Genomic DNA, 21,944 nt, shown 5'->3' on the forward strand with positions numbered 1-21,944 from the left:
GCGTCTCTCGTGTCCACATCGTTAATCTGAATCACGAACCAGAGACCAAGGAAACTAAATTCTCAAACGGACTCTAAGAGTCCGTTTGAGAATTTGCATCAATGGCTGATACGGCTCAATCACGTCGATGACGAAATCGAGAATGGCGGCTTTGTCCATCAATTGCCTGCGGTCGTGCACCATCCGCAAATTGTCTTGGCAAGCCGCTCCGGCGTCGGGCTCTATTCGCTGGCGCTCACCGAGCCAGGCTTCGCCCGTCTCGGCCCATACGGGTTATGATCCCTCTTGCGAAAGCAGACCGCCTTCAGTGGACAATCCCCTGTCCGGCTGCCTGCACAGCCGGGCTTGGCCAGGAAGAGATGCTCGGCCGTTCTCTCCCCAGCAACTGTGAAAAATGGTCTCCCCGTCCTTATGGCTGAGCATGGCGCAGAGTTTGATCATGGGACAGAACCATTGCAAATACTGAATTGCAAATGCCGAATTGCTGCTTGCCGGATTGCCGAAAGCATTTGGCAAAGCGGGCAAGCTGTTCTAGAACGCGTCCAGTACCCAATGAGGACCGCTTATGACTGCTGAAAGCACCCGCAAGGCAAGTATCGAACGCTCCACGAAAGAGACGAGCATTGCCGTTTCTGTCGATCTGGATGGCGTCGGCAAGTTCGACATCACCACCGGTGTCGGCTTCTTCGATCATATGCTCGAGCAGCTTTCGCGACATTCGCTCATCGATATGCGCGTCATGGCCAAGGGCGACCTGCATATCGACGATCACCACACGGTTGAGGATACCGGCATTGCGCTCGGTCAGGCCGTCGCCAAGGCCCTCGGCGAGCGTCGCGGCATCGTGCGCTATGCCTCGCTCGATCTCGCCATGGACGATACGCTGACCGGGGCTGCGGTCGATGTGTCCGGTCGCGCTTTTCTGGTGTGGAATGTCAACTTCACGACGGCCAAGATCGGCACCTTCGATACCGAACTGGTGCGTGAGTTCTTCCAGGCCTTTGCGATGAATGCAGGTATTACGCTGCATATCAACAATCATTATGGCGCCAATAATCACCATATCGCCGAGTCGATCTTCAAGGCGGTGGCCCGGGTTCTGCGCGCGGCGCTGGAAACCGATCCGCGCCAGAAGGATGCAATCCCCTCCACCAAGGGGTCGCTGAAGGGATAATTCATGGCCCAGTTCGTCATTCTGGAACCGACCGAAGCGTCTTTCAAAAAGAAGCGCGGCGGGACGAGCGTTGAACATTCCGTGTTCGTGCGTGACGGTTTCCATGTTCTGGCGCTGGTTCTGCCCTTTGTCTGGCTTCTGGCGCAACGCCTCTGGTTCGAGGCTTTCGCCATTCTCGGTGTCACGGCTCTGCTCGGTTTTGCCGGGAGTTACTTCGGCATTGCCGAGGCGGTTCCTCTGCTGACGCTGATCGTTTCTCTGTTCGTCGCCTTTGAAGGTGCGAACTGGAAAATCGCGAAACTGAAGCGTCAGGGCTATATCGAACGGACGGCAATCGACGCCAGCGATCTCGACGAGGCTGAAATCCGCTATTTCTTCGGGCGTGCGGCGGCTGAAACCACTCTCGCGGAAAAGCCTGTCCCTGCATCGGAGCCGGTTTCTGCCCATCGATGGGACAAGGCGTCCCTGCGTCCCACTTATTCCTCTACTGGCTCCACGATCGGCTTCGTGGGTCATCGCGGAGAAAACTGAAAATGCGTGTTGCGATAATCGATTATGGTTCCGGCAATCTTCGCTCGGCCACCAAGGCCTTTGAGCGTGCCGCCCGCGAAAGCGGCATAAATGCCGAAATCGAACTGACGGCGGATGCCGGGCGGGTGGCGTCTGCCGACCGCGTGGTGCTGCCGGGCGTTGGCGCTTATGCCGATTGCCGCGCCGGTCTTCATGCCGTGTCGGGCATGGTTGAAGCGCTCGATGAGGTTGTCATCCAGAAGGGCCATCCGTTTCTCGGTATCTGCGTCGGCATGCAGCTGATGTCCGAGCGCGGACTGGAAAAGACCGTGACCGAGGGTCTGGGCTGGATCGCGGGCGATGTGCGCGAGATGACACCGTCCGACCCGACGCTGAAAATTCCGCAGATCGGCTGGAATCGGATTCACGTGAAACAATCGCATCAGGCGCATCCGATTTTTGACGGCATCGAGACGGGCGAGAACGGTTTGCACGCCTATTTCGTCCATTCCTATATGTTCGACGCGAAGAAGGCTGACGAGGTTCTGGCCGTGACGGATTACGGTGGCGATGTTGCCGCCGCTGTCGGTCGCGACAATATGGTGGGAACCCAGTTCCACCCGGAAAAGAGCCAGCTGCTCGGCCTTTCGCTCATTGCCAATTTCCTGAAATGGAAACCTTGAAGACATGATCCTTTTTCCCGCCATCGATTTGAAAGACGGTCAATGCGTGCGCCTGAAGCTCGGCGACATGGATCAGGCCACCGTCTACAACACCGACCCGGCTGCGCAGGCCAAGGCCTTTGAAGATCAGGGCTTTGAATGGCTGCATGTGGTCGATCTCAATGGCGCTTTCGCAGGCGAAAGCGTCAATGGCGCAGCGGTCGAGGCAATCCTCAAGGCCACAAAAAACCCGGTGCAGCTGGGCGGCGGCATTCGCACCTTGCAGCACATTGAAAGCTGGCTTTCCAAGGGGCTGCGCCGCGTTATCCTCGGCACGGTTGCCGTGCGCGACCCGGCGCTGGTGATCGAAGCCTGCAAGGCGTTTCCGGGACAGGTCGCTGTCGGTATCGACGCCAAGGGCGGCAAGGTCGCCGTTGAAGGCTGGGCCGAAGCCTCTCAGCTTGGCGTGATCGAACTGGCGAAGAAGTTCGAGGGCGCAGGCGTTGCCGCCATCATCTATACGGATATCGACCGCGACGGCGTTCTGGCCGGGATCAACTGGGATTCGACGCTGGCGCTTGCCGAGGCGGTTTCCATTCCGGTGATCGCATCGGGCGGTCTTGCTTCGATGGACGACATCAGGCGTCTCGCCGCGCCGGATGCGCGCAAGCTCGAAGGCGCGATTTCGGGCCGTGCGCTTTATGACGGTCGCATCGATCCGGCGGAAGCACTGTCATTGTTGAGGGCCACAGTATGACACTCAAGGCACGTGTAATTCCCTGTCTCGATGTGAAGGACGGTCGCGTCGTCAAGGGCGTCAATTTTGTCGATCTGATCGATGCGGGCGATCCGGTGGAAGCCGCCCGCGCTTATGATGCAGCGGGCGCAGACGAATTGTGCTTCCTCGACATCACGGCGTCTTCGGACAATCGCGAGACAATTTTCGATGTGGTGGCCCGCACGGCAGAACAGTGCTTCATGCCGCTGACCGTCGGTGGCGGTGTGCGTCAGGTTGCCGATATTCGCAAACTGCTTCTGGCTGGTGCCGACAAGGTGTCGATCAACACGGCGGCGGTGAAAAACCCGGCATTCGTCGCCGAGGCGGCGGACAAGTTCGGTAACCAGTGCATCGTCGTTGCCATCGACGCCAAGAAGGTTTCGGGCGAAGGCGAAGCGGATCGCTGGGAAATCTTTACCCATGGCGGTCGCCAGACCACCGGCATCGATGCGGTGGAATTCGCCCGCAAGGTGGTCGATCTGGGTGCAGGCGAAATCCTGCTCACCTCGATGGACCGTGACGGCACGAAGGCGGGTTACGATGTGGCGCTGACCCGCGCAGTGGCCGACAGCGTGCGCGTGCCGGTGATCGCTTCCGGCGGTGTCGGTAATCTGGATCACATGGTGGCCGGTATCCGCGACGGTCATGCGACGGCCGTGCTGGCCGCTTCAATTTTCCACTTCGGCACTTATTCGATCGGGGAAGCGAAACGCTATATGGCCGAAGCCGGAATTCCGATGCGGCTCGATCCGGTTCGCTGAACAGAATAGAAATGACGGGAGGAACCCCGATGAGCCAGTTTACGCTCGCAGACCTTGAACGCATCGTGGCGGAACGCGCCAGCGTGACCGATGGATCGTCCTATACGGCAAGCCTTGTCGCCAAAGGTCAGACCAAGGCATCGCAAAAGCTCGGCGAAGAAGCCGTGGAAACGGTGATTGCCGCTGTTTCCGGCGACCGCGCGGGCGTGGTTTCCGAAAGCGCCGATCTGCTTTATCACCTGATGGTGGTCTGGAAAATCGCTGGTGTTCCGCTGGAAGATGTTCTGCAGGAACTCGACCGCCGCACGGGCCAGACCGGCCTTGAGGAAAAGGCTGCTCGCCCGAAGGCGTGATCCTGCAACGGATCGCGCTGAATAGAAGGCCAGAGCAGTTCCGGTTAAAACGGAATCGTGGAGCCGATCTATCTATTTGTTTTTACGCATTATCCTGCGCAAAACCGCTTCGCACTTTTGCTGGAAATGCTCTAGAGAGACGACAGTTCATGTGGGAAAAAGTGGATCAGCTCACCCCTTCCAGATATTCGCCCTACCGCTTTTTCTCGGCAGAGGAATGGGCCGGTTTTCGCGCGGATACCCCCCTCACCCTGACCTATGAAGAAGTCAAGCGGTTGCGTTCGCTCGGCGACCCCATTGATCTCGATGAGGTCCGCCGCATCTATCTGTCGCTGTCGCGACTGCTTTATGCCCATGTCGAGGCAAGCCAGTTGCTGTTTCGCCAGCGCCAGCAATTCCTCAATATGGAGGAATCCTTCAAGACGCCCTTCATTATCGGCGTTGCCGGTTCGGTCGCGGTTGGCAAGTCCACCACGGCGCGTATCCTGAAGGAACTGCTCGCCCGCTGGCCCTCCAGCCCGAAAGTCGATCTGGTGACGACGGACGGTTTCCTCTATCCCAACGCGGTTCTGCGCGAGCAGAACATGATGGAGCGCAAGGGCTTTCCGGAAAGCTATGACATCGGTGCTGTTCTGCGCTTTCTGTCGGCGATCAAGGCGGGCATGAGCCGTGTGCGCGCGCCGCTTTATTCGCATCTGAGCTATGACGTGCTGCCGGACGACTACCAGATCGTCGACAAGCCGGACATTCTGATTTTCGAAGGCATCAATGTCCTTCAGGTGCGCGATCTGCCGGAAGACGGCAAGATGGTGCCCTTCGTGTCGGATTTCTTCGACTTCTCGATCTATATCGATGCCGATCCGGAACTGATCCACAAATGGTATATCGACCGTTTCATGCGCCTGCGCGAAACGGCCTTCCGCGATCCGCAGTCCTTCTTCCATCGCTATTCGCAGCTTTCGGAAGATGCGGCCCGCTCCATCGGCGAAGGGCTGTGGCAGAATATCAATCTGCGCAATCTCAATGAGAATATCCTGCCGACCCGACCGCGCGCCGATCTGATCCTGCGCAAGGGCAGCGACCATCTGATCGAAGAGGTCGCGCTCAGGAAGATATGAAAAGAGGCCGGGGAAACCCGGCCTCTTTGTTCAGAGTATTTCAACAAAAGTGCGAAGCGCCTACGCGGGGAAATCAGTTCACTGGACTGATTCTGCCCCCGCTTCGATGCGTCCGATAATGCGTGAAAACAATTAGATCAGCGCCTCAGATTGGTGCGGGCGAGTTCTACGATTTCATCGCCGCGCCTGCCAAAACCACCCCACAGTGAGGAACCTCTTTGCCGATGGCGGATATGCTGGCGAAAAACTGACAACTGCTGTGGCACAGCGAAGCACTGGCTATTGAAATCGTCAAGCGCTCCGATCAGGCCAAAGGCTTTGTAATTCTGCCCAGACGGTGGACCGTTGAGCGAACCTTCGCCTAACTTTATCGTTACCGTCGGCTGGCTAAAGATTGGGAAGCCTTTATCGCCTCGTCAGAGGCATGGATCTTCATCTCGTCAATCAGACGTATGACACGCCGCATCGCAAGGCTGCAATTTTGAGTCGGGCACTAACGCGGTCGTCAGCAGAACTTTTTACGCCGGCTCCTAAACTTTTGATTTTAAAAAAGAAGAATACGGTTATTCAAGCTCATAAAGTCTAGCAATTATCTCAGTTAAAATTACAAGAATTATTCTGTACAATTTTTGGATTATTTATTGAATGGATTTCAATATGGCAAGTGTAACTAATTTAACTAGTATAGTAAACGACACAGATTATCCGGTAAATTTCCATAATTCTGAACAAGATTCGCCGCCTGATTTTACGGTACCCATGTTGGGTTATAGGTTTGGCTCACTTTGGGTTCCTTGGGTTGGAAATGATGGTGATAGTTATAAGGCAATCCGGGTTACTGCAGGAAAAGATAGAATAAATATTTTCATTTTCCAAGATTACTGGAATCCGCCCGATTTGAATGAAGTAAAATATGCAGTTGGGGTGGATAGATTTTACTATACAACTGTTGAGTCTAAGAAAATTCCGGGGGATGCGGATGGGGCTGGGAATAAAATACTTAGAATATCGACAGATGATGTTGGAATAACTTTAAAATTGATACAAAATTGATATCAATCTCTGTAATTTATGCCTTCTCTGCAACGCAATTTCTGCCTTTAAACGGCGACCAAAAGGTCTGCGACAGTCATGCTCATAATATCACCTCGTTGAAACTCCCGCCTTCAAACTAGGGCGCCAATGAGGAGATGGTAGCAGCTAAATTCGGCGGCGCCGCGCAACGCCGCCGAAAGAATGTATTAAGTGCGGTGAAAACGGCTCTATGCCGTGCAATCTTCGATAAAACGTGCCAGATAGGCGTCGAAAACCGCTGGCATTTCACGAAAAGGTGCGTGACCGGCATTGTCGATAACGTGGGTTTTACCCTCCCAGAGATTGCCGAAGCGGACGTTCGACACGAAGTCGAGTTCGACGAAAGGCTCGTCGCGCCCGTTGACCACGGCGATGGGGAGCTTTGCTGCCGCCACGATATCGCGCTGGTTGCCACCGGTTCCGGCGGCGAATTTTTCGAACATGATGCGGCGCGCGCGTCCGTCCGTTCGGGCGACGATATCAAGCAGCGACGCCTCGAACGGCTCGCCGCAGGTGCTGCGGGCATAGGATTCGACGTCGCGGGCCGAAAACACTTCCTGTCCGGCAAGCGCCATGTCGGGGCCACTCTTGAACCCCTGCCCCACTTCCTCGCGGGCAACCGGCGGCGTGCCGGTGATCATCAGACCGCGCATGCCGGGATAGCGTGCAATCATCTCAAGCCCGATATGGCCGCCAAGCGACCAGCCGAAAACCACCGCATCCTCTATGCCGAGCTTTTCCAGCACTTCCGTCATGGCATCGGCATAGCCTTCCATGGAATAGCTGCGATCGGGATCGATGGCGTCGCCCGACTGGCCGTGGCCGGGCAGATCGGGCGCAATGACGCGCCATTTCTTGCCGATTTCGCCTTCAAGCTGGTTCTGGAAGATCGCGCTGGCACTCGAATTGCCATGGACCATCAGCAGTGGCGCGCCCTCACCCGCGCTTTCGCGCACCGCGATTTTGCCGTGGCTGGTTTCGAGATCGTAGAGTTTCGTGGTCATGCATTTCCCCTGCTCATGCGGTCTTGTATGGATTGGAATTCAGGTCTGGCGGCGGTGTTTCAGTCGAAAGAAACCTTGCCGCGCCCTTTTTTGATATCCGCGCGGCCTGATTTTGCCTTCAGGCGTCGCTCGACGGAGCCTTTGGTCGGCCTGGTCTTCTTGCGCGGCGGCGGTGGCGGCTCGGCGGCCTTGGCAATCAGGGCGATCAGCCGCTCGCGGGCGTCTTCACGGTTGCGCTCCTGCGTGCGGAAGCGATTGGCCTCGATGAGAATGTCACCGTCCTTGGTGCCTTTCTGACCGGCCAGTTTGAAGAGGCGCGTGAGAATATCTTCCGGCAATCCCGATCGTGCCGCATGAAAACGCAGCTGCACCGCCGTCGAAACCTTGTTGACGTTCTGCCCACCGGGACCGGAGGCGCGAATGAAGCTCTCCTCCAGATCGTCCTCGCGGATCGTCAGGCGATTGGTGATGCGGATGATGTTCCGGTTCTCTTCCATAAGAGAACGCATACACGCTTCGCTTCGGTTGGACAAAAGAAAACCCTGCACGCGCATGCCCCTCAAAAGTGCGAAGCGGTTTTGAGACAAGGGCATGCGGAGACAAGTCATGCCCCTCAAAAGTGCGAAGCGGTTTTGGGGTAAGGGCATGCGAGAAAAATCACGCGCGCCAAAGTGCGGGGCTGGATTGAGGGCAAAAGAAAACCCGGCACGCGGGCCGGGCTCTCTCCCTCCTCAGTATTCCTGAGTGGCTTACTCCGCAGCGATGCGGATTGCCGGTGCTGCGTCCTTGACCTCGTGATCGACGTGACGCTCGAACTTTTCGAAGTTGGTGACGAACATATCGACCAGCTTTTTGGCCTGCGCGTCATAGGCGGCCTTATCGGTCCAGGTGGAGCGCGGATCGAGAATGGACGTATCCACGCCCGGCACTTCAACCGGAACGGCGAAGCCGAAATTCGGATCGATGCGGAATTCGGCGTCGTTCAGCGAGCCATCGAGGGCGGCAGCGAGAAGCGCGCGGGTTGCCTTGATCGGCATGCGCTTGCCGGTGCCATAGGCGCCGCCGGTCCAGCCGGTGTTGACGAGCCAGCAATCGACCTTGTGTTCGGCGATCAGCTTGCGCAGCAGATTGCCGTATTCCGACGGATGACGCGGCATGAACGGTGCGCCGAAGCAGGTCGAGAAGGTTGCTTCCGGTTCGGTGACGCCCTTTTCAGTGCCTGCGACCTTGGCCGTGTAACCGGACAGGAAGTGGTACATGGCCTGTGCAGGCGTGAGCTTGGCGATGGGAGGCATCACGCCGAAAGCATCGGCGGTGAGCATAATGATGTTCTTCGGCTGGCCGCCCTTGCCCGTCTTCGATGCATTCGGGATGAAGTCGAGCGGATAGGCGCAACGGGTGTTTTCGGTCAGCGAACCATCGTCGAAATCCGGCTGGCGATTGGCGTCGAGCACGACGTTTTCCAGCACAGTGCCGAAACGCTGCGTCGTGGCATAGATTTCCGGTTCTGCTTCGGCGGAAAGACGGATGGTCTTGGCATAGCAGCCGCCTTCGAAATTGAAGATGCCGTGTTCACCCCAGCCATGCTCGTCGTCGCCGATCAGCGTGCGCGTCGGGTCGGCGGAAAGCGTGGTCTTGCCGGTGCCGGACAGGCCGAAGAAGACAGCGGTGTCGCCATCCGGGCCTTCATTGGCCGAGCAATGCATCGGCATCACGCCCTTGGCAGGCAGAATATAGTTGAGCGCGGTGAAGACCGACTTCTTCATTTCACCAGCATAGGAGGTGCCGCCGATCAGCACGATCTTGCGGGTCAGATCGACCGCGATCACCGTCTCGGTACGTACGCCATAGCGTTCCGGATCGGCCTTGAAGGATGGCAGATCAATGATCGTCATTTCCGGCACATAGGAAGCAAGCTCTTCCTGGGCCGGACGGATCAGCAGGTTGCGGATAAACAGCGAATGCCAGGCATATTCGGTCACAACGCGGGCGTTGATCTTGTTGTCGGCGTCAGCACCGCCGATGAGATCCTGTACGAAAAGCTCCTTGCCCTTCGCATGCTCGATGAAATCGGCATAGAGAAGCTCGAAGGCTTCCGGCGTGATCGGCTTGTTGTTGTCCCACCAGACCTGATCTTCGGTGTTGGCGTCGCGGACCACGAATTTGTCCTTCGGCGAACGGCCCGTGTGCTGGCCGGTGCGGGCAACGAGCGCGCCCTGTGCCGTCAGTTCGGCTTCGCCGCGGCGGACGGTTTCCTCATAGAGCCGGGCCGGTCCGAGGTTATAAAAGACTGCGGAGAGTTCCTTCAGTCCCGAAGTGGCAATGGAAGCGGCCGTATTGTGAATGCCGGTCTCTCTCATGGTGTCTCCGCCATCTGGTTTGACAAATTAATCTGCCCTCCGTTTTTTCCGTTCTCGGAGGAATGGCAGTCAGAAACAGATTAATTGTGGCAATTCAAATATTTAATCGATTTAAAAATTTTGAATTTTTTTTAAATCGTTTAACTTTTGCGTTTTGGCGTGTATTTTTTGTGGAATACAATCTTTGCGAGCGTTAACCAAAGAATGATTCGAGACGGCGCCTTTCACGGCTTCTTTCAGGGCTGCCACATTTTGTACCTAATTTGTACTGCACAAGCTGCATCACTATAATAAGATCGACGTGCAAATCAGGCGCTCGATGATCGAACCGCCCCACCAGCCGGTTGTTCCGGGTGGAATGCCAGATGGCAGAGCCCCAAAGGGGGATGCCCTGGCAAAACATGAAGGAGAAAGGTCCGCATGAAGGAAGCCTCGGCAACGCAGACAATTGCGCTGGTCGACGATGACCGTAACATTCTGACCTCCGTTTCCATTGCGCTGGAGTCGGAAGGCTATCGGGTTGAAACCTATACCGATGGCGCTTCCGCACTTGATGGTCTGATGGCGCGTCCGCCAAATCTTGCGATCTTCGATATCAAGATGCCGCGTATGGACGGTATGGAGCTTCTGCGCCGCCTGCGCCAGAAATCCGATCTCCCGGTTATCTTCCTGACCTCGAAGGACGACGAAATCGACGAGCTGTTCGGTCTCAAGATGGGCGCCGACGATTTCATCACCAAGCCGTTCTCGCAGCGTCTGCTGGTGGAGCGCGTCAAGGCAGTTCTGCGCCGCGTCGCTGCCCGCGACGGTACGGCAAAGCCTGCGGGCCAGCCGTCCAAGTCGCTGGAACGCGGTCAGCTGGTCATGGATCAGGAACGCCACACCTGCACCTGGAAGGGTGAACCCGTTACGCTGACGGTCACCGAATTCCTCATCCTGCACTCGCTCGCGCAGCGTCCCGGCGTTGTGAAAAGCCGTGACGCCTTGATGGATGCGGCCTATGATGAGCAGGTCTATGTGGACGATCGCACCATCGACAGCCACATCAAGCGCCTTCGCAAGAAGTTCAAGGTGGTTGACGACGACTTCGAGATGATCGAAACGCTCTATGGCGTCGGCTATCGCTTCCGCGAGGCTTGATGCATAGGATTACCAATGCCGGGTGCGATAGCCCGGCATTGATTTGGAATATTTGACGCACATCTTATCCGAAATGCGTTTCACATTTTTCGGGATGCGCTCCAACGAGTAACAAAAGCGAGATGGTCGCAGAGACCCAGAACGAAGGCCTTGCAGGCCAGAAAACGAGTTTGCAAGCAAACTTGCGCGAGCGCAGGGCACGGCGGCAGCGCTCGGTGTTCTGGCGCCGTCTGTTTGCGCCCTTTCGCAAGTTTCTCGGTCAATATCTGTTCTCGAGCCTGACGCGTCGCATCCTGTTTCTCAACCTTGCGGCGCTTGGCGTTCTGGTTTCCGGCATTCTCTATATGAACCAGTTCCGCGAGGGGCTGATCGACGCGAAGGTGGAAAGCCTTCTGACCCAGGGCAAGATCATCGCTGCGGCGATTTCGGCCTCGGCAACGGTCGATACCAACTCGCTGATGGTCGATCCGGAAAAGCTTCTGGAACTGCAAGCCGGGCAAAGCCTGACCCCCTCGCCCGATTCTCCCGATAATTGGGAATTCCCGATCAATCCTGAAAAGGTTTCGCCCCTGTTGCGCCGGTTGATTTCGCCGACCAGCACGCGGGCGCGTATCTATGACCGCTACGCCAATATGCTGCTGGATTCGCGCGCGCTTTATTCGCCGAGTTTCCCATCCTCCAGCCCGGTGTTGAGCTACCCTCTGCCACCGATTGAGGGCGAAACGCCGGGGCTGTGGGAGCGTTTCAGCCGCTGGTTCACCGGCTTCTTCTATGGTGGCGGCTTGCCCGTTTATCAGGAACAGCCGGGCGGCAATGGTCTCGCCTTCCCCGAGATCGTCAAGGCGCTTTCTGGTTCTCCACAAACGGCGCAGCGCCGCACCGAAAAGGGCGAACTGGTGGTCTCTGTGGCCGTGCCGGTCCAGCGTTCGCGCGCGATTCTCGGCGTCTTGCTGCTTTCGACCGAAGGCGACGATATCGACAAGATCGTAGAGGGCGAGCGCATGGCCGTCTTCCGCGTGTTCGGTGTCGTGTCGCTGGTCATGGTGATCCTGTCGCTGTTCCTCGCATCGACCATAGCAAGCCCGCTGCGCAAATTGTCGGCTGCGGCGGATCGCGTGCGTCATGGCGTCAAGAACCGTGTTGAAATTCCTGATTTCTCGGAGCGACAGGATGAGGTGGGACATCTGTCCACCTCCATCCGCGACATGACGGACGCGCTTTACACCCGCATCGAAGCCATTGAGAGCTTCGCCGCCGATGTCAGCCACGAGCTGAAGAACCCCCTCACCTCGCTACGCAGCGCGGTGGAGACCTTGCCGCTCGCCAAGTCGGAGGAATCGCGCAAGCGCCTGCTCGACATCATTCAGCATGATGTGCGCCGTCTTGATCGCCTGATCACCGATATTTCCGATGCTTCGCGCCTCGACGCGGAACTGGCGCGCGAACATATCGACCGCGTGGATATGAAGACGCTGCTCACCAATCTTGTCACTGCCGCGCGCGAAGTGCGCCGCAACAAGGTTGGCACCGAGATCGTCTTCAATACTGGCAAGCTGCCAGCGGGTAAAAAGGCCTTCTACGTCGCGGGCCATGACCTGCGGCTTGGGCAGGTGGTGAGCAATCTCATTGAAAATGCGCGCTCCTTCGTGCCCGACGATACGGGGCGCATCGTGGTGACGTTGCAGGGCGAAGGCAGCCGCCTGCGCATTCTCGTCGAGGATAACGGACCGGGCATCCCCATCGAGAATATCGAGCGGATTTTCGAGCGTTTCTATACGGATCGCCCGGCATCGGAGGCTTTCGGTCAGAATTCCGGCCTCGGCCTGTCGATCAGCCGTCAGATCATCGAAGCCCATGGCGGTACGCTGACGGCGGAAAACATCATCGATCCTGCAAAGCCCGATCAATTCAGGGGCGCCCGTTTCATCGTCGATCTTCCGGCCAGCACATGACCCCGGAAGAAGCCAGGAGCGGCCTCCACGCCACCACCGTGCAATTGCGCGGAAAGGGCGTGATGATCATGGGCCGCTCGGGCGCGGGCAAGACCGAACTGGCGCTGACGCTGGTGGAGCGCGCATCGCTCCGCAGCGAACAGGCGGCCCTCGTCAGCGATGATCGCACGATGTTGCGCGCCGAAGACAATCGCCTGATCGCCAGCGCGCCAGTTGCCCTTGCGGGCGGTGTGGAGATTCGCGGCGCTGGCCTGTTCAGGGTGCCTTTCGTTGCCAGCGTCACGCTTGATCTGGTGATCTGGCTTGTGGCCCGTGAAGAAGCGGAGCGTTATCCAGGCGGCGGAATCTGGAGCTTTGAAGGGATCGAACTGCCGCGTCTGCTTCTGCCGTCACTGTCGTCGAATGGCGATTCCAACGCGCTGTCGCGGGCGATAGAGGCGACTTTGTTCTACGAACGGTGGTCGCCGGAGAATCGCTGACCGGCGATGGTTTCGATTCTGTGAAGATTTCACACCGCTGCGGCATTTTGCTTTTTTCAAGGCGGGGTGGAGATTTTTCACTTGCTATAAGGATTTGCCCTGCCAAGATGCACAACTCGCCGGCATGGTTCCGGCTGCAGTACGATCCTTAAAACGAGACAGGTTTTTTGGAGTGATCGTACTGGAACAAAGCAGGTGCCATCTGATCATCTGGCGGGGTGATGCGGCGGGCGCGCGACGGGAGCTTTTATAGTATGATCGGACTCGTGCTTGTTACGCACGGAAGGCTGGCCGAAGAGTTTCTTCATGCCGTTGAGCATGTGGTAGGCCCGCAAGATAATTTCGAAACCGTATGCATCGGTGCGGAAGATGACATGGAGCAGCGTCGGCGCGATATCGTCGAAGCTGTCGAACGCGCCGAAAATGGCAGCGGCGTCATCATCCTGACCGACATGTTCGGTGGAACTCCCTCCAATCTGGCCATCTCGGTCATGCAGGAAGGCAAGATTGAAGTCATCGCAGGCGTCAATCTGCCGATGCTGATCAAGCTTTCAAGCGTGCGGATCGGCGGCGACATCAAGACTGCGCTTCGCGAGGCGCAGGACGCGGGGCGTAAATATATCAACGTCGCAAGTCAGGTTCTGACAGGAAAGTAATATATGCGGTCCAGCGTCACCCTTACTGGCGAATACGATCCCGAAACTGCAATTTCCCGGTCGCTTGAGATCGTCAACAAGCGCGGGCTGCACGCCCGCGCCTCCGCCAAATTCGTCCAACTGGTCGACGGCTATGATGCGCATGTGCGCGTTTCCAAGGACGGCATGACGGTTGGCGGCACCTCGATCATGGGGCTGATGATGCTGGCCGCCTCGCCCGGCTGCTGCATCGAGGTCAGCGCTTCGGGCGAACAGGCCGAGACCGTGCTCGACGCCCTGCAGACGCTGATTGCCGACAAGTTCGGCGAGGAATGCTGAGCGTTCTGGACGATCTAGCCGCGCCTGTCGCGGTTTTTGATGCGGGCATCGGAAGCTATGCGCTGGTCGAGTTGATCAGACGGCGACAGCCCCAACAGGACATCATCTATTTTGCAGATCGGGCGCGTTTTCCCTATGGCGGGAAGACGCGAAACGAGCTGCTGTCCATCATGCGCAGCACCATCGGCTATCTGACCGGTCTCGGTGCAAAAAGCGTCGTTCTGGCCTCCAACGCGCCGTCGATCATGGTGCTGGACGCGCTGAAAGATCAATTCTCCGTTCCCGTTTATGGCGTGGCGCCACCGGTTCGCGAGGCAATTGCGGCGAGCTGCAGCGGCCATGTTGCGATCATGGGCGTGCGGTCGATGATCGAAAGCGCTGAGCTAGGCGCATTTGTGTGCGCCCAAGCGAGCGAGCCGGAAAAGGTCCGTCTCATCAACGCCTCTCCCATGGTTGAGCTTGTGGAAAGCGGCCTGTTTCTGTCAGACCCGGCAAGAACAGCCGAAGACGTCACCCGTTTCTGTGAAGCGATTGCGGCAAACGATCCGCTCATTGATGTTCTGACCCTGTCGAGCACGCATTTGCCCTGGCTGCGCCCATTCTTCGAGAAAGCGCGCCCCGATTGGCTGTTTCTCGATCCGGCGGACAGCGTGGTGTCTACCCTTCCCGCCACGCAAGGCGGCTCGGGCCGCACCGTCGCGCTGGTGACCGAAAGCGCCGCCTACCCCGTGTCCGATTTTCGTAAAATGCTGGAAACGCTTGGGATCTCTCTCGATCTGACCGTGGTGGACCCAGCAATCGGCTGATTGTTCGATATGCACGTATAAAGATTTGTTTATATGAAGTTGTGCTTCGGCCCGCGATCTGCTAGTCAAAGCGGCAGCCGGAGCGGCTTTTATCGACGATATTCCGCTCCCAAACCATGTCTACAACGCCATTCCGAACCGGTTCATTGCCGTGTTGGAATTGTTTTTGATTGGAGCACGCGATGACCGCAAGCCAAGATTTCGTCGTCAAGGATCTGAGCCTGGCCGACTGGGGCCGCAAGGAACTCGACATTGCCGAAACCGAAATGCCGGGCCTGATGGCTGCGCGCGCGGAATTCGGCAAGTCGCAGCCGCTGAAGGGCGCACGCATTTCCGGCTCGCTGCACATGACCATTCAGACTGCCGTTCTGATCGAGACGCTCAAGGCCCTTGGCGCCGATGTGCGCTGGGCATCGTGCAACATCTTCTCGACGCAGGACCATGCCGCCGCTGCGATTGCCGCCACCGGCACGCCGGTTTTCGCCATCAAGGGCGAAACCCTTGAAGAATACTGGACCTATACCGACCAGATCTTCCAGTGGCCGGATGGCCAGCCGTCCAACATGATCCTCGACGATGGCGGCGACGCCACCATGTACATCCTCATCGGCGCGCGCGCTGAAGCGGGTGAAGACGTCCTGTCGAACCCCGGTTCGGAAGAAGAGGAAGTTCTCTTCGCGCAGATCAAGAAGCGCATGGCTGCAACGCCGGGCTTCTTCACAAAGCAGCGCGATGCCATCAAGGGCGTGACGGAAGAAACCACCACCGGCGTCAACCGTCTGTACCAGTTGCAGAAGAAGGGCCTCCTGCCCTTCCCGGCCATCAACGTCAATGACAGCGTCACCAAGTCGAAGTTCGACAACAAGTATGGCTGCAAGGAATCGCTGGTCGACGGCATTCGTCGCGGCACCGACGTGATGATGGCTGGCAAGGTCGCCGTCGTCTGCGGTTACGGCGATGTCGGCAAAGGCTCCGCCCAGTCGCTGGCCGGTGCCGGTGCCCGCGTCAAGGTGACGGAAGTCGATCCGATCTGCGCCCTTCAGGCCGCCATGGACGGCTTTGAAGTCGTGACGCTCAGCGATGCCGCTCCGACCGCAGATATCGTGATCACCACGACCGGCAACAAGGACGTCATCACGCTGGACGACATGCGCAAGATGAAAGACATGTGCATCGTCGGCAATATCGGCCACTTCGACAACGAAATTCAGATTGCCGCTCTGCGCAACCTGAAGTGGACCAATGTGAAGCCGCAGGTCGATCTGATCGAGTTCCCGGATGGCAAGCGCCTGATCCTTCTTTCGGAAGGCCGCCTGCTCAATCTTGGCAACGCGACCGGCCATCCGAGCTTCGTGATGTCGGCCTCCTTCACCAACCAGGTGCTGGCTCAGATCGAGCTTTACACGCGTCCGGAAGCCTACAAGAACGAAGTCTATGTTCTGCCGAAGCATCTCGACGAGAAGGTGGCGCGCCTGCATCTCGACAAGCTGGGTGCGAAGCTGACTGTGCTTTCTGAGGAACAGGCAGCCTATATCGGCGTCACTCCACAGGGCCCGTACAAGTCCGAGCACTACAGATATTAACCATCGGTTAAGCATTCTACTACATGTTGAGACTGGACAGTTGACAGGCTGTCCAGTCTTTCTTTTTGCGCGCGACACGCTTCACGTGGATTCGTCGGAAGGGTATTGTGAAGACGAATCAAAAGCATTCCCGGCAAAAGTGTATTGCGGTTTTGATGTTCGGGAATGCGAAGAAACAATGTGTTTTGGCGGGTGTTCGCGTGGTGCGTTTTTTGCCGGTTTCGGCGGGAAGCGGCTGGTCGCTTCGTCCCTGAAACACGTTCGGCTATCGGCACTGTGGCGGTGCCCGACGGTCGGTTGATGTGTTGAAATTGAAATGCGGGTGTGCGTCCGTTTGCGGAAGCACAGTCGGGTGGCGGAGAAAAGGGAAACATGCCAGAAGTCGGCTTATCGGGCACAACCCGGGGCAATTCCACAATCGGAAGAGGCATGAGCCTGACGGTTGCTCTCGCCTGTGTTGCAAAGCCGCTTCGGCAGGTCGTCTTGAAGGCGACCGTGTCAGTTTCCGCCGTTCTTGCCGCCATGCCCGCTTTTGCGCAGGGCGCTGATGGCGCGCGCATCGAACTGCCTTTTGGCGGCGGCAGCGTCGGCGCCTTCGAAGTCATTCAGTTTTCCATGTTTGTCGGCGCCATGGGCGCGGCGCTGCTTTCCGCAGGCTGGCTCATTCGCGAGCGCGCCCGCGCTGCGAGTGAAAACAAGGAACTGCGTTCCAAACTCTCTGATCTGAGCCTTACGGCGCAGCGCAATGAAGCGCTTCTCAATCTCAAGGATCAGCGCATCGTCGTCTGGGACGGTCATACGATGCGGGCCGATGTGGTCGGGCAATTGCCGGATGAAAGCGGCGCGCCGCAGGATCGCTCGGCCTTTCTGGCTTTCGGTCGCTGGCTGCGCCCGCAATCGGTGACGGCGCTGGAGCGCGCCGTCGCGTCGCTGCGCGAACATGCGCGCACCTTCGATCTGACGGTCGAAACCAATAATGGCACGCTGCTGGATGTTTATGGCCGCACCTCCGGCGGTCTGGCTGTCGCCCGCTTTTTCAGCCTGCAGGGCGTTCAGGCGGAGCGCGCAGCGCTTCAGGCGCAAAATCGGGAATTGTCGGACCGGATCGAACTTCTGCGCCGTTTGCTGGAACGCATCGAGCAACCTGTCTGGGTTCGCGATGGCAATGGCCGCATCGAATGGGTCAATCAGGCCTATGCGCGTGCTGTCGATATGCCCGATACCAGCCAGGCAATTGCGGAAGGTCGCGAGCTTTTCGGCGCGCAGGCGCGGATTCGTCTGGAACGGGACCGTTTCGCCGAGCCGGTTCTGCATGAGCAATTGCCGACAGTGGTGCGTGGCGACCGCCGGATTTTCGACGTGACCGATGTGAGCGCCGAGGGCGGTTCCGCTGGTCTTGGCTTCGATCTGAGCGAAGTCGAGCAGGTGCGTGAGGAACTGAGCCGCACGCTGAAAAGCCATGCTGAAACGCTGGATCAGCTCTCGACTGCCGTGGCGATTTTCGATCCGGAAATGAAGCTCCAGTTCTTCAATCAGGCATTTGCGAAACTCTGGTCGCTTGACACGGCCTGGCTCGAAACCCAGCCGAGCAACACCTTGCTCTTCGACCGGCTGCGGTCCGAAGGCAAGCTGCCGGAACAGCCGGAATGGCGCAAGTGGAAGGACGGTTTACTGTCTGCCTATCGCGCCGTCGAGCCGCAGGAACATATGTGGCATCTGCCCGATACGCGCACCATGCGCGTGGTCGCCAATCCGCATCCGCAAGGCGGCGTGACCTGGTTCTTCGAGAACATGACGGAAAAGTTCGAACTCGAAGGCCGCTACAACACACTGATCAAGGTTCAGGGCGAAACGCTGGATCATCTGGCCGAGGCCGTGGCGGTGTTCGGGTCCGATGGCCGCATGCGCCTGTCCAATCCGTCCTTCGCGGACCTGTGGTCATTGCCCGCCGCCATGGTCGTGGTGGGAACGCATATATCAACGATTTCAAAGCTTTGCCGTGAGCGCGGCGGAGACGGTCTCTGGGACGATTTCGTGTCCTCCGTGACCGGCTTCCTCGACCAGCGTGATGGTCGCATGGGGCAGGTGGAGCTGGATGACGGTGTGATCCTGTCCTTCGCGGTGGTGCCGCTGCCCAAGGGGCAGACCATGCTTACCTTCATCGACGTGACCGATACGGTGCGCGTTGAACGTGCCCTGAAGGAAAAGAACGAAGCGCTGGAACTGGCCGACCAGATCAAGAATGATTTCGTGCAGCACGTCTCCTACGAGCTGCGTTCGCCGCTGACCAACATCATCGGCTTTACCGAACTGCTGCAGACACCGTCCTTCGGCTCGCTCAACGAGCGTCAGGTCGAATATCTGGAGCATATCAGCACGTCGTCGTCGGTTCTGCTGACCATTGTGAACGATATTCTCGATCTCGCGACCGTCGATGCCGGCATCATGGAACTGGAAATCGGCGATGTTTCGGTGGTGGAGGCGATTTCCGCAGCTGCTTCCCGCGTGAGCGAGCGCTTGCGCGACCATGATATCGGCCTCGATGTCGATATTGCCGATGATGTGGATGTCTTCAAGGCAGACGCCAATCGCGTGCGTCAGGTGTTGTTCAACCTTCTGTCCAACGCGACCAATTACGCGCCGGAAGGTTCGACCGTCACCTTGCAGGTGGCGCGCGAAGGGCCCGAAGTGGTCTTCTCTGTCCATGACGATGGGCACGGCATGCCGCCGGAAGTGCTGGATACTGTCTTCAAGCGTTTCCAATCCTATCCGAATGGCGGGCGCAAGCGCGGTGCCGGGCTCGGCCTTGCCATCGTGAAAAGCTTCGTTGAGCTGCATGGCGGCAACGTCGATATCGAGACTGGTTCGGGCAGGGGAACAACCGTGATTTGCCGCTTTCCATCGGAGACACGCAGCTTCCGTGTTGCTGCCGAATAAGGTAAACGGTGCTTATGAGCGCCCAAACACAGATTCTCGAATTCTATTTGCCCGATGAAGCCGCCACACTCCGGTTTGGCGAGGACTTTGCTCTCGCTCTGCAAAAGGGCGATCTGGTCACCCTTTCCGGTGATCTGGGGGCGGGGAAATCATCGCTGGCCCGCGCGGTCATCCGCGCCATTGCCGACGATCCGGGGCTTGAAGTGCCAAGCCCGACCTTTACGCTGGTGCAAAGCTACGAAGCGCTTCGTCTACCGGTTGCCCATGCCGATCTTTATCGCCTGTCGTCGGGTGAAGAGCTTGACGAGCTGGGACTGGTCGAATTTCTGGACGATGGCGTTGTGCTTGCCGAATGGCCGGAGCGCGGCGAGGGCTTTTTGCCCGAGGCGAATTTCTCCGTCACGCTTTCGCATGAAGGGGCAGGGCGACGCATCGCCATTGCCGGGCCGAAAGCCGCGATCAGCCGTCTGGAGCGCTCGCTGGCCATTCGTGCTTTCCTTGACCGCCATGACCGGCAGGGTGCGGAACGGCGTTATCTGCAAGGCGATGCATCCCCGCGCAAATATGAAACGATCCGCAGTACGCATGGCGTCGAGATTCTCATGAATGCGCCGCAGATGCCTTATGATCCAATATTGCGTGACGGCAAGACCTACCGACAGATAGCGCATCTGGCCGAAAATATTCTGGCTTTCGCAGCCATTGATGGGCTTTTGGCCGCGCATGGTTTTCGCGTGCCTGAAATGCGCGCTGCTGATCTGGACGCAGGGTTTTTGGTTCTGGAAAATCTGGGCGTTGAGGGCGTGCGCGCCGCTACCGGTGAGCCGGTGGCGGAACGCTACGAGGCGGCAGGGCGCTTTCTGGCGCATCTGCATGGGGTGCACTGGCCGAACCGCGTGCCGCTTGACGGCTATCCCGATCACCTCATCGCGTCCTTCGACCGCGATGCCATGCTGATCGAGGTTAGCCTTGTCGGGCAGTGGTATGCGCCACGCATGATGGGTCGCCAGCTGACCGACGCTGAAAAGCAGGTTTACGAAGCGGCGTGGGACAAGGTGATTGCCGATATCGCCGATGTCGAACAGAGCCTGCTGCTGCGTGATTATCATTCGCCAAACCTGTTCTGGTTTCCGGAAGCAGAAGGCAAGGACCGCATCGGAACCATCGATTTTCAGGATGCGATGATCGGTCCCGCTGCCTATGACGTGGCCTCGCTGGCGCTCGATGCGCGCGTGACGATTCCGGTTGAACTGGAACAGGCGGTCGTGGCGGCTTATTGCGATGAGCGCCGCAGCTTGGGCCATGCTTTCGACGAAGCACTGTTCCGCAAGGCCTATGCGGCCATGGGCGCGCAACGCAATGCCAAGCTGCTCGGTCTCTTCGTGCGGCTTGATGAGCGCGACGGTAAACCGGCTTATCTCAACCATCTGCCACGCATCCATGACTATCTCGGTCGTGTGCTTGTTCATCCAGTCATGGCGCCCGTGGCGGCATGGTTCCGCGAATTGGGATTGATGCAGGAAGGGCTATTGCGCAATGAAAATGCCTGAGACGGCCATGGTTCTGGCGGCGGGGCTTGGCAAGCGTATGCGCCCAATCACCGAGACAATCCCGAAACCGCTGGTCAAGGTCGCGGGAAAGCCGCTGATCGACTGGGGGCTGGACGCGCTTGAAGCCGTTGGCGTACAGAGGGCGGTCGTGAATGTACATTATTTAGCCGACCAACTTGATGCCTATCTTGCTGACCGCGCAGAGCCGCATATCGTCATTTCCGACGAGCGCGATCTGCTGCTCGATTCTGCAGGCGGCATCGTCAAGGCATTGCCGCAATTGGGAGGGGCACCGTTCTACCTCCTGAACGCCGATACGTTTTGGGTGGGCGATACATCGAAGCCCAATCTCGTGTCCTTGGGCGAGGCTTGGGACGATGCAAAGATGGATATCCTGCTGATGACGGCGGGGCTGGATCAGGCCACCGGTTTCGAGGGGAAGGGCGATTTCGTCGCCGACGATGCAGGCCGCTTGCGTCGCGCCCGCGATGTGGCGGGAACGCCGCTGATCTATGCCGGGGCCGGTATCATTCATCCGCGCATTTTTGCAGGTGCAGAGCCTGAAGTGGCGTCGCTCAATCGATATTTCGATAAGGCCATCGCTGAGGGCCGTCTTTATGGTATGCCCATGGTCGGCCATTGGCTGACGGTCGGAACACCGGAAGCGATAGCGCAAGCGGAGGCCGCACTTTCCGCGCTGGTTTGAACCGAGTTTATTTGAGCCAAATA

22 protein-coding genes and 1 pseudogene are annotated in these 21,944 nt (G+C 58.1%); 20 read left to right on the forward strand and 3 right to left on the reverse strand.

The genetic code is table 11. The annotated features are described in order from the left end of the window. Positions 1–93 precede the first annotated feature (93 nt). The 10 genes and pseudogenes from FIC94_RS18980 (at position 94) to FIC94_RS19020 (ending at position 6,409) form a co-directional block, all read left to right on the forward strand. A complete protein-coding gene (locus FIC94_RS18980) occupies positions 94–279 on the forward strand; it encodes a hypothetical protein (RefSeq protein WP_140026047.1) in 186 nt (61 codons plus the stop codon). A gap of 286 nt (positions 280–565) precedes the next feature. Next, positions 566–1,174 (forward strand): imidazoleglycerol-phosphate dehydratase HisB, encoded by a 609-nt coding sequence (gene hisB, locus FIC94_RS18985; protein ID WP_140026048.1) that lies wholly within the window; start codon positions 566–568, stop codon positions 1,172–1,174. A gap of 3 nt (positions 1,175–1,177) precedes the next feature. Then, positions 1,178–1,705 carry a DUF2628 domain-containing protein gene (locus tag FIC94_RS18990; RefSeq protein ID WP_140026049.1) on the forward strand — a complete coding sequence of 176 codons (528 nt, stop codon included), beginning with the start codon at positions 1,178–1,180 and terminating at the stop codon, positions 1,703–1,705. A 2-nt stretch (positions 1,706–1,707) separates the two neighbouring features. Beyond that, positions 1,708–2,367 (forward strand): imidazole glycerol phosphate synthase subunit HisH, encoded by a 660-nt coding sequence (hisH, locus tag FIC94_RS18995; RefSeq protein WP_140026050.1) that lies wholly within the window; start codon positions 1,708–1,710, stop codon positions 2,365–2,367. A gap of 4 nt (positions 2,368–2,371) precedes the next feature. Beyond that, complete coding sequence (hisA, locus tag FIC94_RS19000; RefSeq protein WP_121536902.1) at positions 2,372–3,103, forward strand: 1-(5-phosphoribosyl)-5-[(5-phosphoribosylamino)methylideneamino]imidazole-4-carboxamide isomerase; 732 nt, start codon at positions 2,372–2,374, stop codon at positions 3,101–3,103. Further along, positions 3,100–3,885: an imidazole glycerol phosphate synthase subunit HisF gene (hisF, locus tag FIC94_RS19005; RefSeq protein WP_140026051.1), complete on the forward strand. Its 786-nt coding sequence runs from the start codon at positions 3,100–3,102 to the stop codon at positions 3,883–3,885. Before hisA ends, hisF begins: the two co-directional genes overlap by 4 nt. A gap of 29 nt (positions 3,886–3,914) precedes the next feature. Next, complete coding sequence (locus tag FIC94_RS19010) at positions 3,915–4,238, forward strand: phosphoribosyl-ATP diphosphatase (RefSeq protein WP_121536906.1); 324 nt, start codon at positions 3,915–3,917, stop codon at positions 4,236–4,238. 149 nt (positions 4,239–4,387) lie between these two features. Continuing rightward, positions 4,388–5,356, forward strand: a complete 969-nt coding sequence (coaA, locus tag FIC94_RS19015; RefSeq protein ID WP_140026052.1) for a type I pantothenate kinase — start codon at positions 4,388–4,390, stop codon at positions 5,354–5,356. A 199-nt stretch (positions 5,357–5,555) separates the two neighbouring features. Then, a pseudogene (locus tag FIC94_RS22730) lies at positions 5,556–5,841 on the forward strand (transposase); the annotation flags it as partial. Between the two features lie 160 nt (positions 5,842–6,001). Next, on the forward strand, positions 6,002–6,409 hold the full coding sequence (locus FIC94_RS19020) for a hypothetical protein (protein WP_140026053.1): 408 nt from the start codon (positions 6,002–6,004) through the stop codon (positions 6,407–6,409). Positions 6,410–6,618: 209 nt separating this feature from the next. Here FIC94_RS19020 and FIC94_RS19025 read toward each other — a convergent pair whose 3' ends face one another. From FIC94_RS19025 to FIC94_RS19035, 3 genes are all read right to left on the reverse strand, one after another. Beyond that, entirely contained in the window at positions 6,619–7,434 is an 816-nt protein-coding gene (locus tag FIC94_RS19025) for an alpha/beta fold hydrolase (protein WP_140026054.1), read from the reverse strand. Between the two features lie 59 nt (positions 7,435–7,493). After that, complete coding sequence (gene arfB, locus FIC94_RS19030; protein WP_171317018.1) at positions 7,494–7,943, reverse strand: alternative ribosome rescue aminoacyl-tRNA hydrolase ArfB; 450 nt, start codon at positions 7,941–7,943, stop codon at positions 7,494–7,496. Between the two features lie 240 nt (positions 7,944–8,183). Beyond that, a complete protein-coding gene (locus tag FIC94_RS19035) occupies positions 8,184–9,794 on the reverse strand; it encodes a phosphoenolpyruvate carboxykinase (protein WP_140026055.1) in 1,611 nt (536 codons plus the stop codon). Between the two features lie 420 nt (positions 9,795–10,214). Here FIC94_RS19035 and FIC94_RS19040 point away from each other — a divergent pair, with 420 nt between their 5' ends. The 10 genes from FIC94_RS19040 (at position 10,215) to FIC94_RS19085 (ending at position 21,921) form a co-directional block, all read left to right on the forward strand. Continuing rightward, entirely contained in the window at positions 10,215–10,934 is a 720-nt protein-coding gene (locus FIC94_RS19040; protein WP_078337648.1) for a response regulator transcription factor, read from the forward strand. Positions 10,935–11,056: 122 nt separating this feature from the next. Further along, positions 11,057–12,886, forward strand: coding sequence for a sensor histidine kinase (locus tag FIC94_RS19045; RefSeq protein ID WP_121536916.1), 1,830 nt, complete (start codon positions 11,057–11,059; stop codon positions 12,884–12,886). Continuing rightward, positions 12,883–13,365 (forward strand): HPr kinase/phosphorylase, encoded by a 483-nt coding sequence (locus FIC94_RS19050; protein ID WP_140026056.1) that lies wholly within the window; start codon positions 12,883–12,885, stop codon positions 13,363–13,365. Before FIC94_RS19045 ends, FIC94_RS19050 begins: the two co-directional genes overlap by 4 nt. Before the next feature lie 254 nt (positions 13,366–13,619). Then, the gene (locus FIC94_RS19055; RefSeq protein WP_109370045.1) at positions 13,620–14,021 is read left to right on the forward strand and encodes a PTS sugar transporter subunit IIA; all 402 of its coding nucleotides are present in this window, start codon (positions 13,620–13,622) and stop codon (positions 14,019–14,021) included. 3 nt (positions 14,022–14,024) lie between these two features. Beyond that, complete coding sequence (locus tag FIC94_RS19060) at positions 14,025–14,339, forward strand: HPr family phosphocarrier protein (RefSeq protein ID WP_109370046.1); 315 nt, start codon at positions 14,025–14,027, stop codon at positions 14,337–14,339. Further along, on the forward strand, positions 14,333–15,145 hold the full coding sequence (locus tag FIC94_RS19065; protein ID WP_140026057.1) for a glutamate racemase: 813 nt from the start codon (positions 14,333–14,335) through the stop codon (positions 15,143–15,145). The genes FIC94_RS19060 and FIC94_RS19065 overlap by 7 nt, the downstream gene beginning before the upstream one ends. A gap of 182 nt (positions 15,146–15,327) precedes the next feature. Next, positions 15,328–16,728: an adenosylhomocysteinase gene (gene ahcY / locus FIC94_RS19070; RefSeq protein WP_140026058.1), complete on the forward strand. Its 1,401-nt coding sequence runs from the start codon at positions 15,328–15,330 to the stop codon at positions 16,726–16,728. Positions 16,729–17,157: 429 nt separating this feature from the next. Then, positions 17,158–19,665, forward strand: coding sequence for a sensor histidine kinase (locus FIC94_RS19075; protein ID WP_235892071.1), 2,508 nt, complete (start codon positions 17,158–17,160; stop codon positions 19,663–19,665). Positions 19,666–19,679: 14 nt separating this feature from the next. Continuing rightward, positions 19,680–21,215 carry a tRNA (adenosine(37)-N6)-threonylcarbamoyltransferase complex ATPase subunit type 1 TsaE gene (tsaE, locus tag FIC94_RS19080; RefSeq protein ID WP_140026060.1) on the forward strand — a complete coding sequence of 512 codons (1,536 nt, stop codon included), beginning with the start codon at positions 19,680–19,682 and terminating at the stop codon, positions 21,213–21,215. Continuing rightward, positions 21,202–21,921 carry a nucleotidyltransferase family protein gene (locus tag FIC94_RS19085; protein ID WP_140026061.1) on the forward strand — a complete coding sequence of 240 codons (720 nt, stop codon included), beginning with the start codon at positions 21,202–21,204 and terminating at the stop codon, positions 21,919–21,921. Before tsaE ends, FIC94_RS19085 begins: the two co-directional genes overlap by 14 nt. Positions 21,922–21,944 lie beyond the last annotated feature (23 nt).

This window comes from Ochrobactrum teleogrylli (assembly GCF_006376685.1).
In the GTDB taxonomy this organism is placed as follows: domain Bacteria; phylum Pseudomonadota; class Alphaproteobacteria; order Rhizobiales; family Rhizobiaceae; genus Brucella; species Brucella teleogrylli.

Bases quoted from the DNA above. Each gene is read 5' to 3' on its own strand.
- hisB (WP_140026048.1), top strand. From the start codon at position 566: ATGACTGCTGAAAGCACCCGCAAGGCAAGTATCGAACGCTCCACGAAA.
- FIC94_RS18990 (WP_140026049.1), top strand. From the start codon at position 1,178: ATGGCCCAGTTCGTCATTCTGGAACCGACCGAAGCGTCTTTCAAAAAG.
- hisH (WP_140026050.1), top strand. From the start codon at position 1,708: ATGCGTGTTGCGATAATCGATTATGGTTCCGGCAATCTTCGCTCGGCC.
- hisA (WP_121536902.1), top strand. From the start codon at position 2,372: ATGATCCTTTTTCCCGCCATCGATTTGAAAGACGGTCAATGCGTGCGC.
- hisF (WP_140026051.1), top strand. From the start codon at position 3,100: ATGACACTCAAGGCACGTGTAATTCCCTGTCTCGATGTGAAGGACGGT.
- FIC94_RS19010 (WP_121536906.1), top strand. From the start codon at position 3,915: ATGAGCCAGTTTACGCTCGCAGACCTTGAACGCATCGTGGCGGAACGC.
- coaA (WP_140026052.1), top strand. From the start codon at position 4,388: ATGTGGGAAAAAGTGGATCAGCTCACCCCTTCCAGATATTCGCCCTAC.
- FIC94_RS19020 (WP_140026053.1), top strand. From the start codon at position 6,002: ATGGATTTCAATATGGCAAGTGTAACTAATTTAACTAGTATAGTAAAC.
- FIC94_RS19025 (WP_140026054.1), bottom strand. From the start codon at position 7,434: ATGACCACGAAACTCTACGATCTCGAAACCAGCCACGGCAAAATCGCG.
- arfB (WP_171317018.1), bottom strand. From the start codon at position 7,943: ATGCGTTCTCTTATGGAAGAGAACCGGAACATCATCCGCATCACCAAT.
- FIC94_RS19035 (WP_140026055.1), bottom strand. From the start codon at position 9,794: ATGAGAGAGACCGGCATTCACAATACGGCCGCTTCCATTGCCACTTCG.
- FIC94_RS19040 (WP_078337648.1), top strand. From the start codon at position 10,215: ATGAAGGAAGCCTCGGCAACGCAGACAATTGCGCTGGTCGACGATGAC.
- FIC94_RS19045 (WP_121536916.1), top strand. From the start codon at position 11,057: ATGGTCGCAGAGACCCAGAACGAAGGCCTTGCAGGCCAGAAAACGAGT.
- FIC94_RS19050 (WP_140026056.1), top strand. From the start codon at position 12,883: ATGACCCCGGAAGAAGCCAGGAGCGGCCTCCACGCCACCACCGTGCAA.
- FIC94_RS19055 (WP_109370045.1), top strand. From the start codon at position 13,620: ATGATCGGACTCGTGCTTGTTACGCACGGAAGGCTGGCCGAAGAGTTT.
- FIC94_RS19060 (WP_109370046.1), top strand. From the start codon at position 14,025: ATGCGGTCCAGCGTCACCCTTACTGGCGAATACGATCCCGAAACTGCA.
- FIC94_RS19065 (WP_140026057.1), top strand. From the start codon at position 14,333: ATGCTGAGCGTTCTGGACGATCTAGCCGCGCCTGTCGCGGTTTTTGAT.
- ahcY (WP_140026058.1), top strand. From the start codon at position 15,328: ATGACCGCAAGCCAAGATTTCGTCGTCAAGGATCTGAGCCTGGCCGAC.
- FIC94_RS19075 (WP_235892071.1), top strand. From the start codon at position 17,158: ATGAGCCTGACGGTTGCTCTCGCCTGTGTTGCAAAGCCGCTTCGGCAG.
- tsaE (WP_140026060.1), top strand. From the start codon at position 19,680: ATGAGCGCCCAAACACAGATTCTCGAATTCTATTTGCCCGATGAAGCC.
- FIC94_RS19085 (WP_140026061.1), top strand. From the start codon at position 21,202: ATGAAAATGCCTGAGACGGCCATGGTTCTGGCGGCGGGGCTTGGCAAG.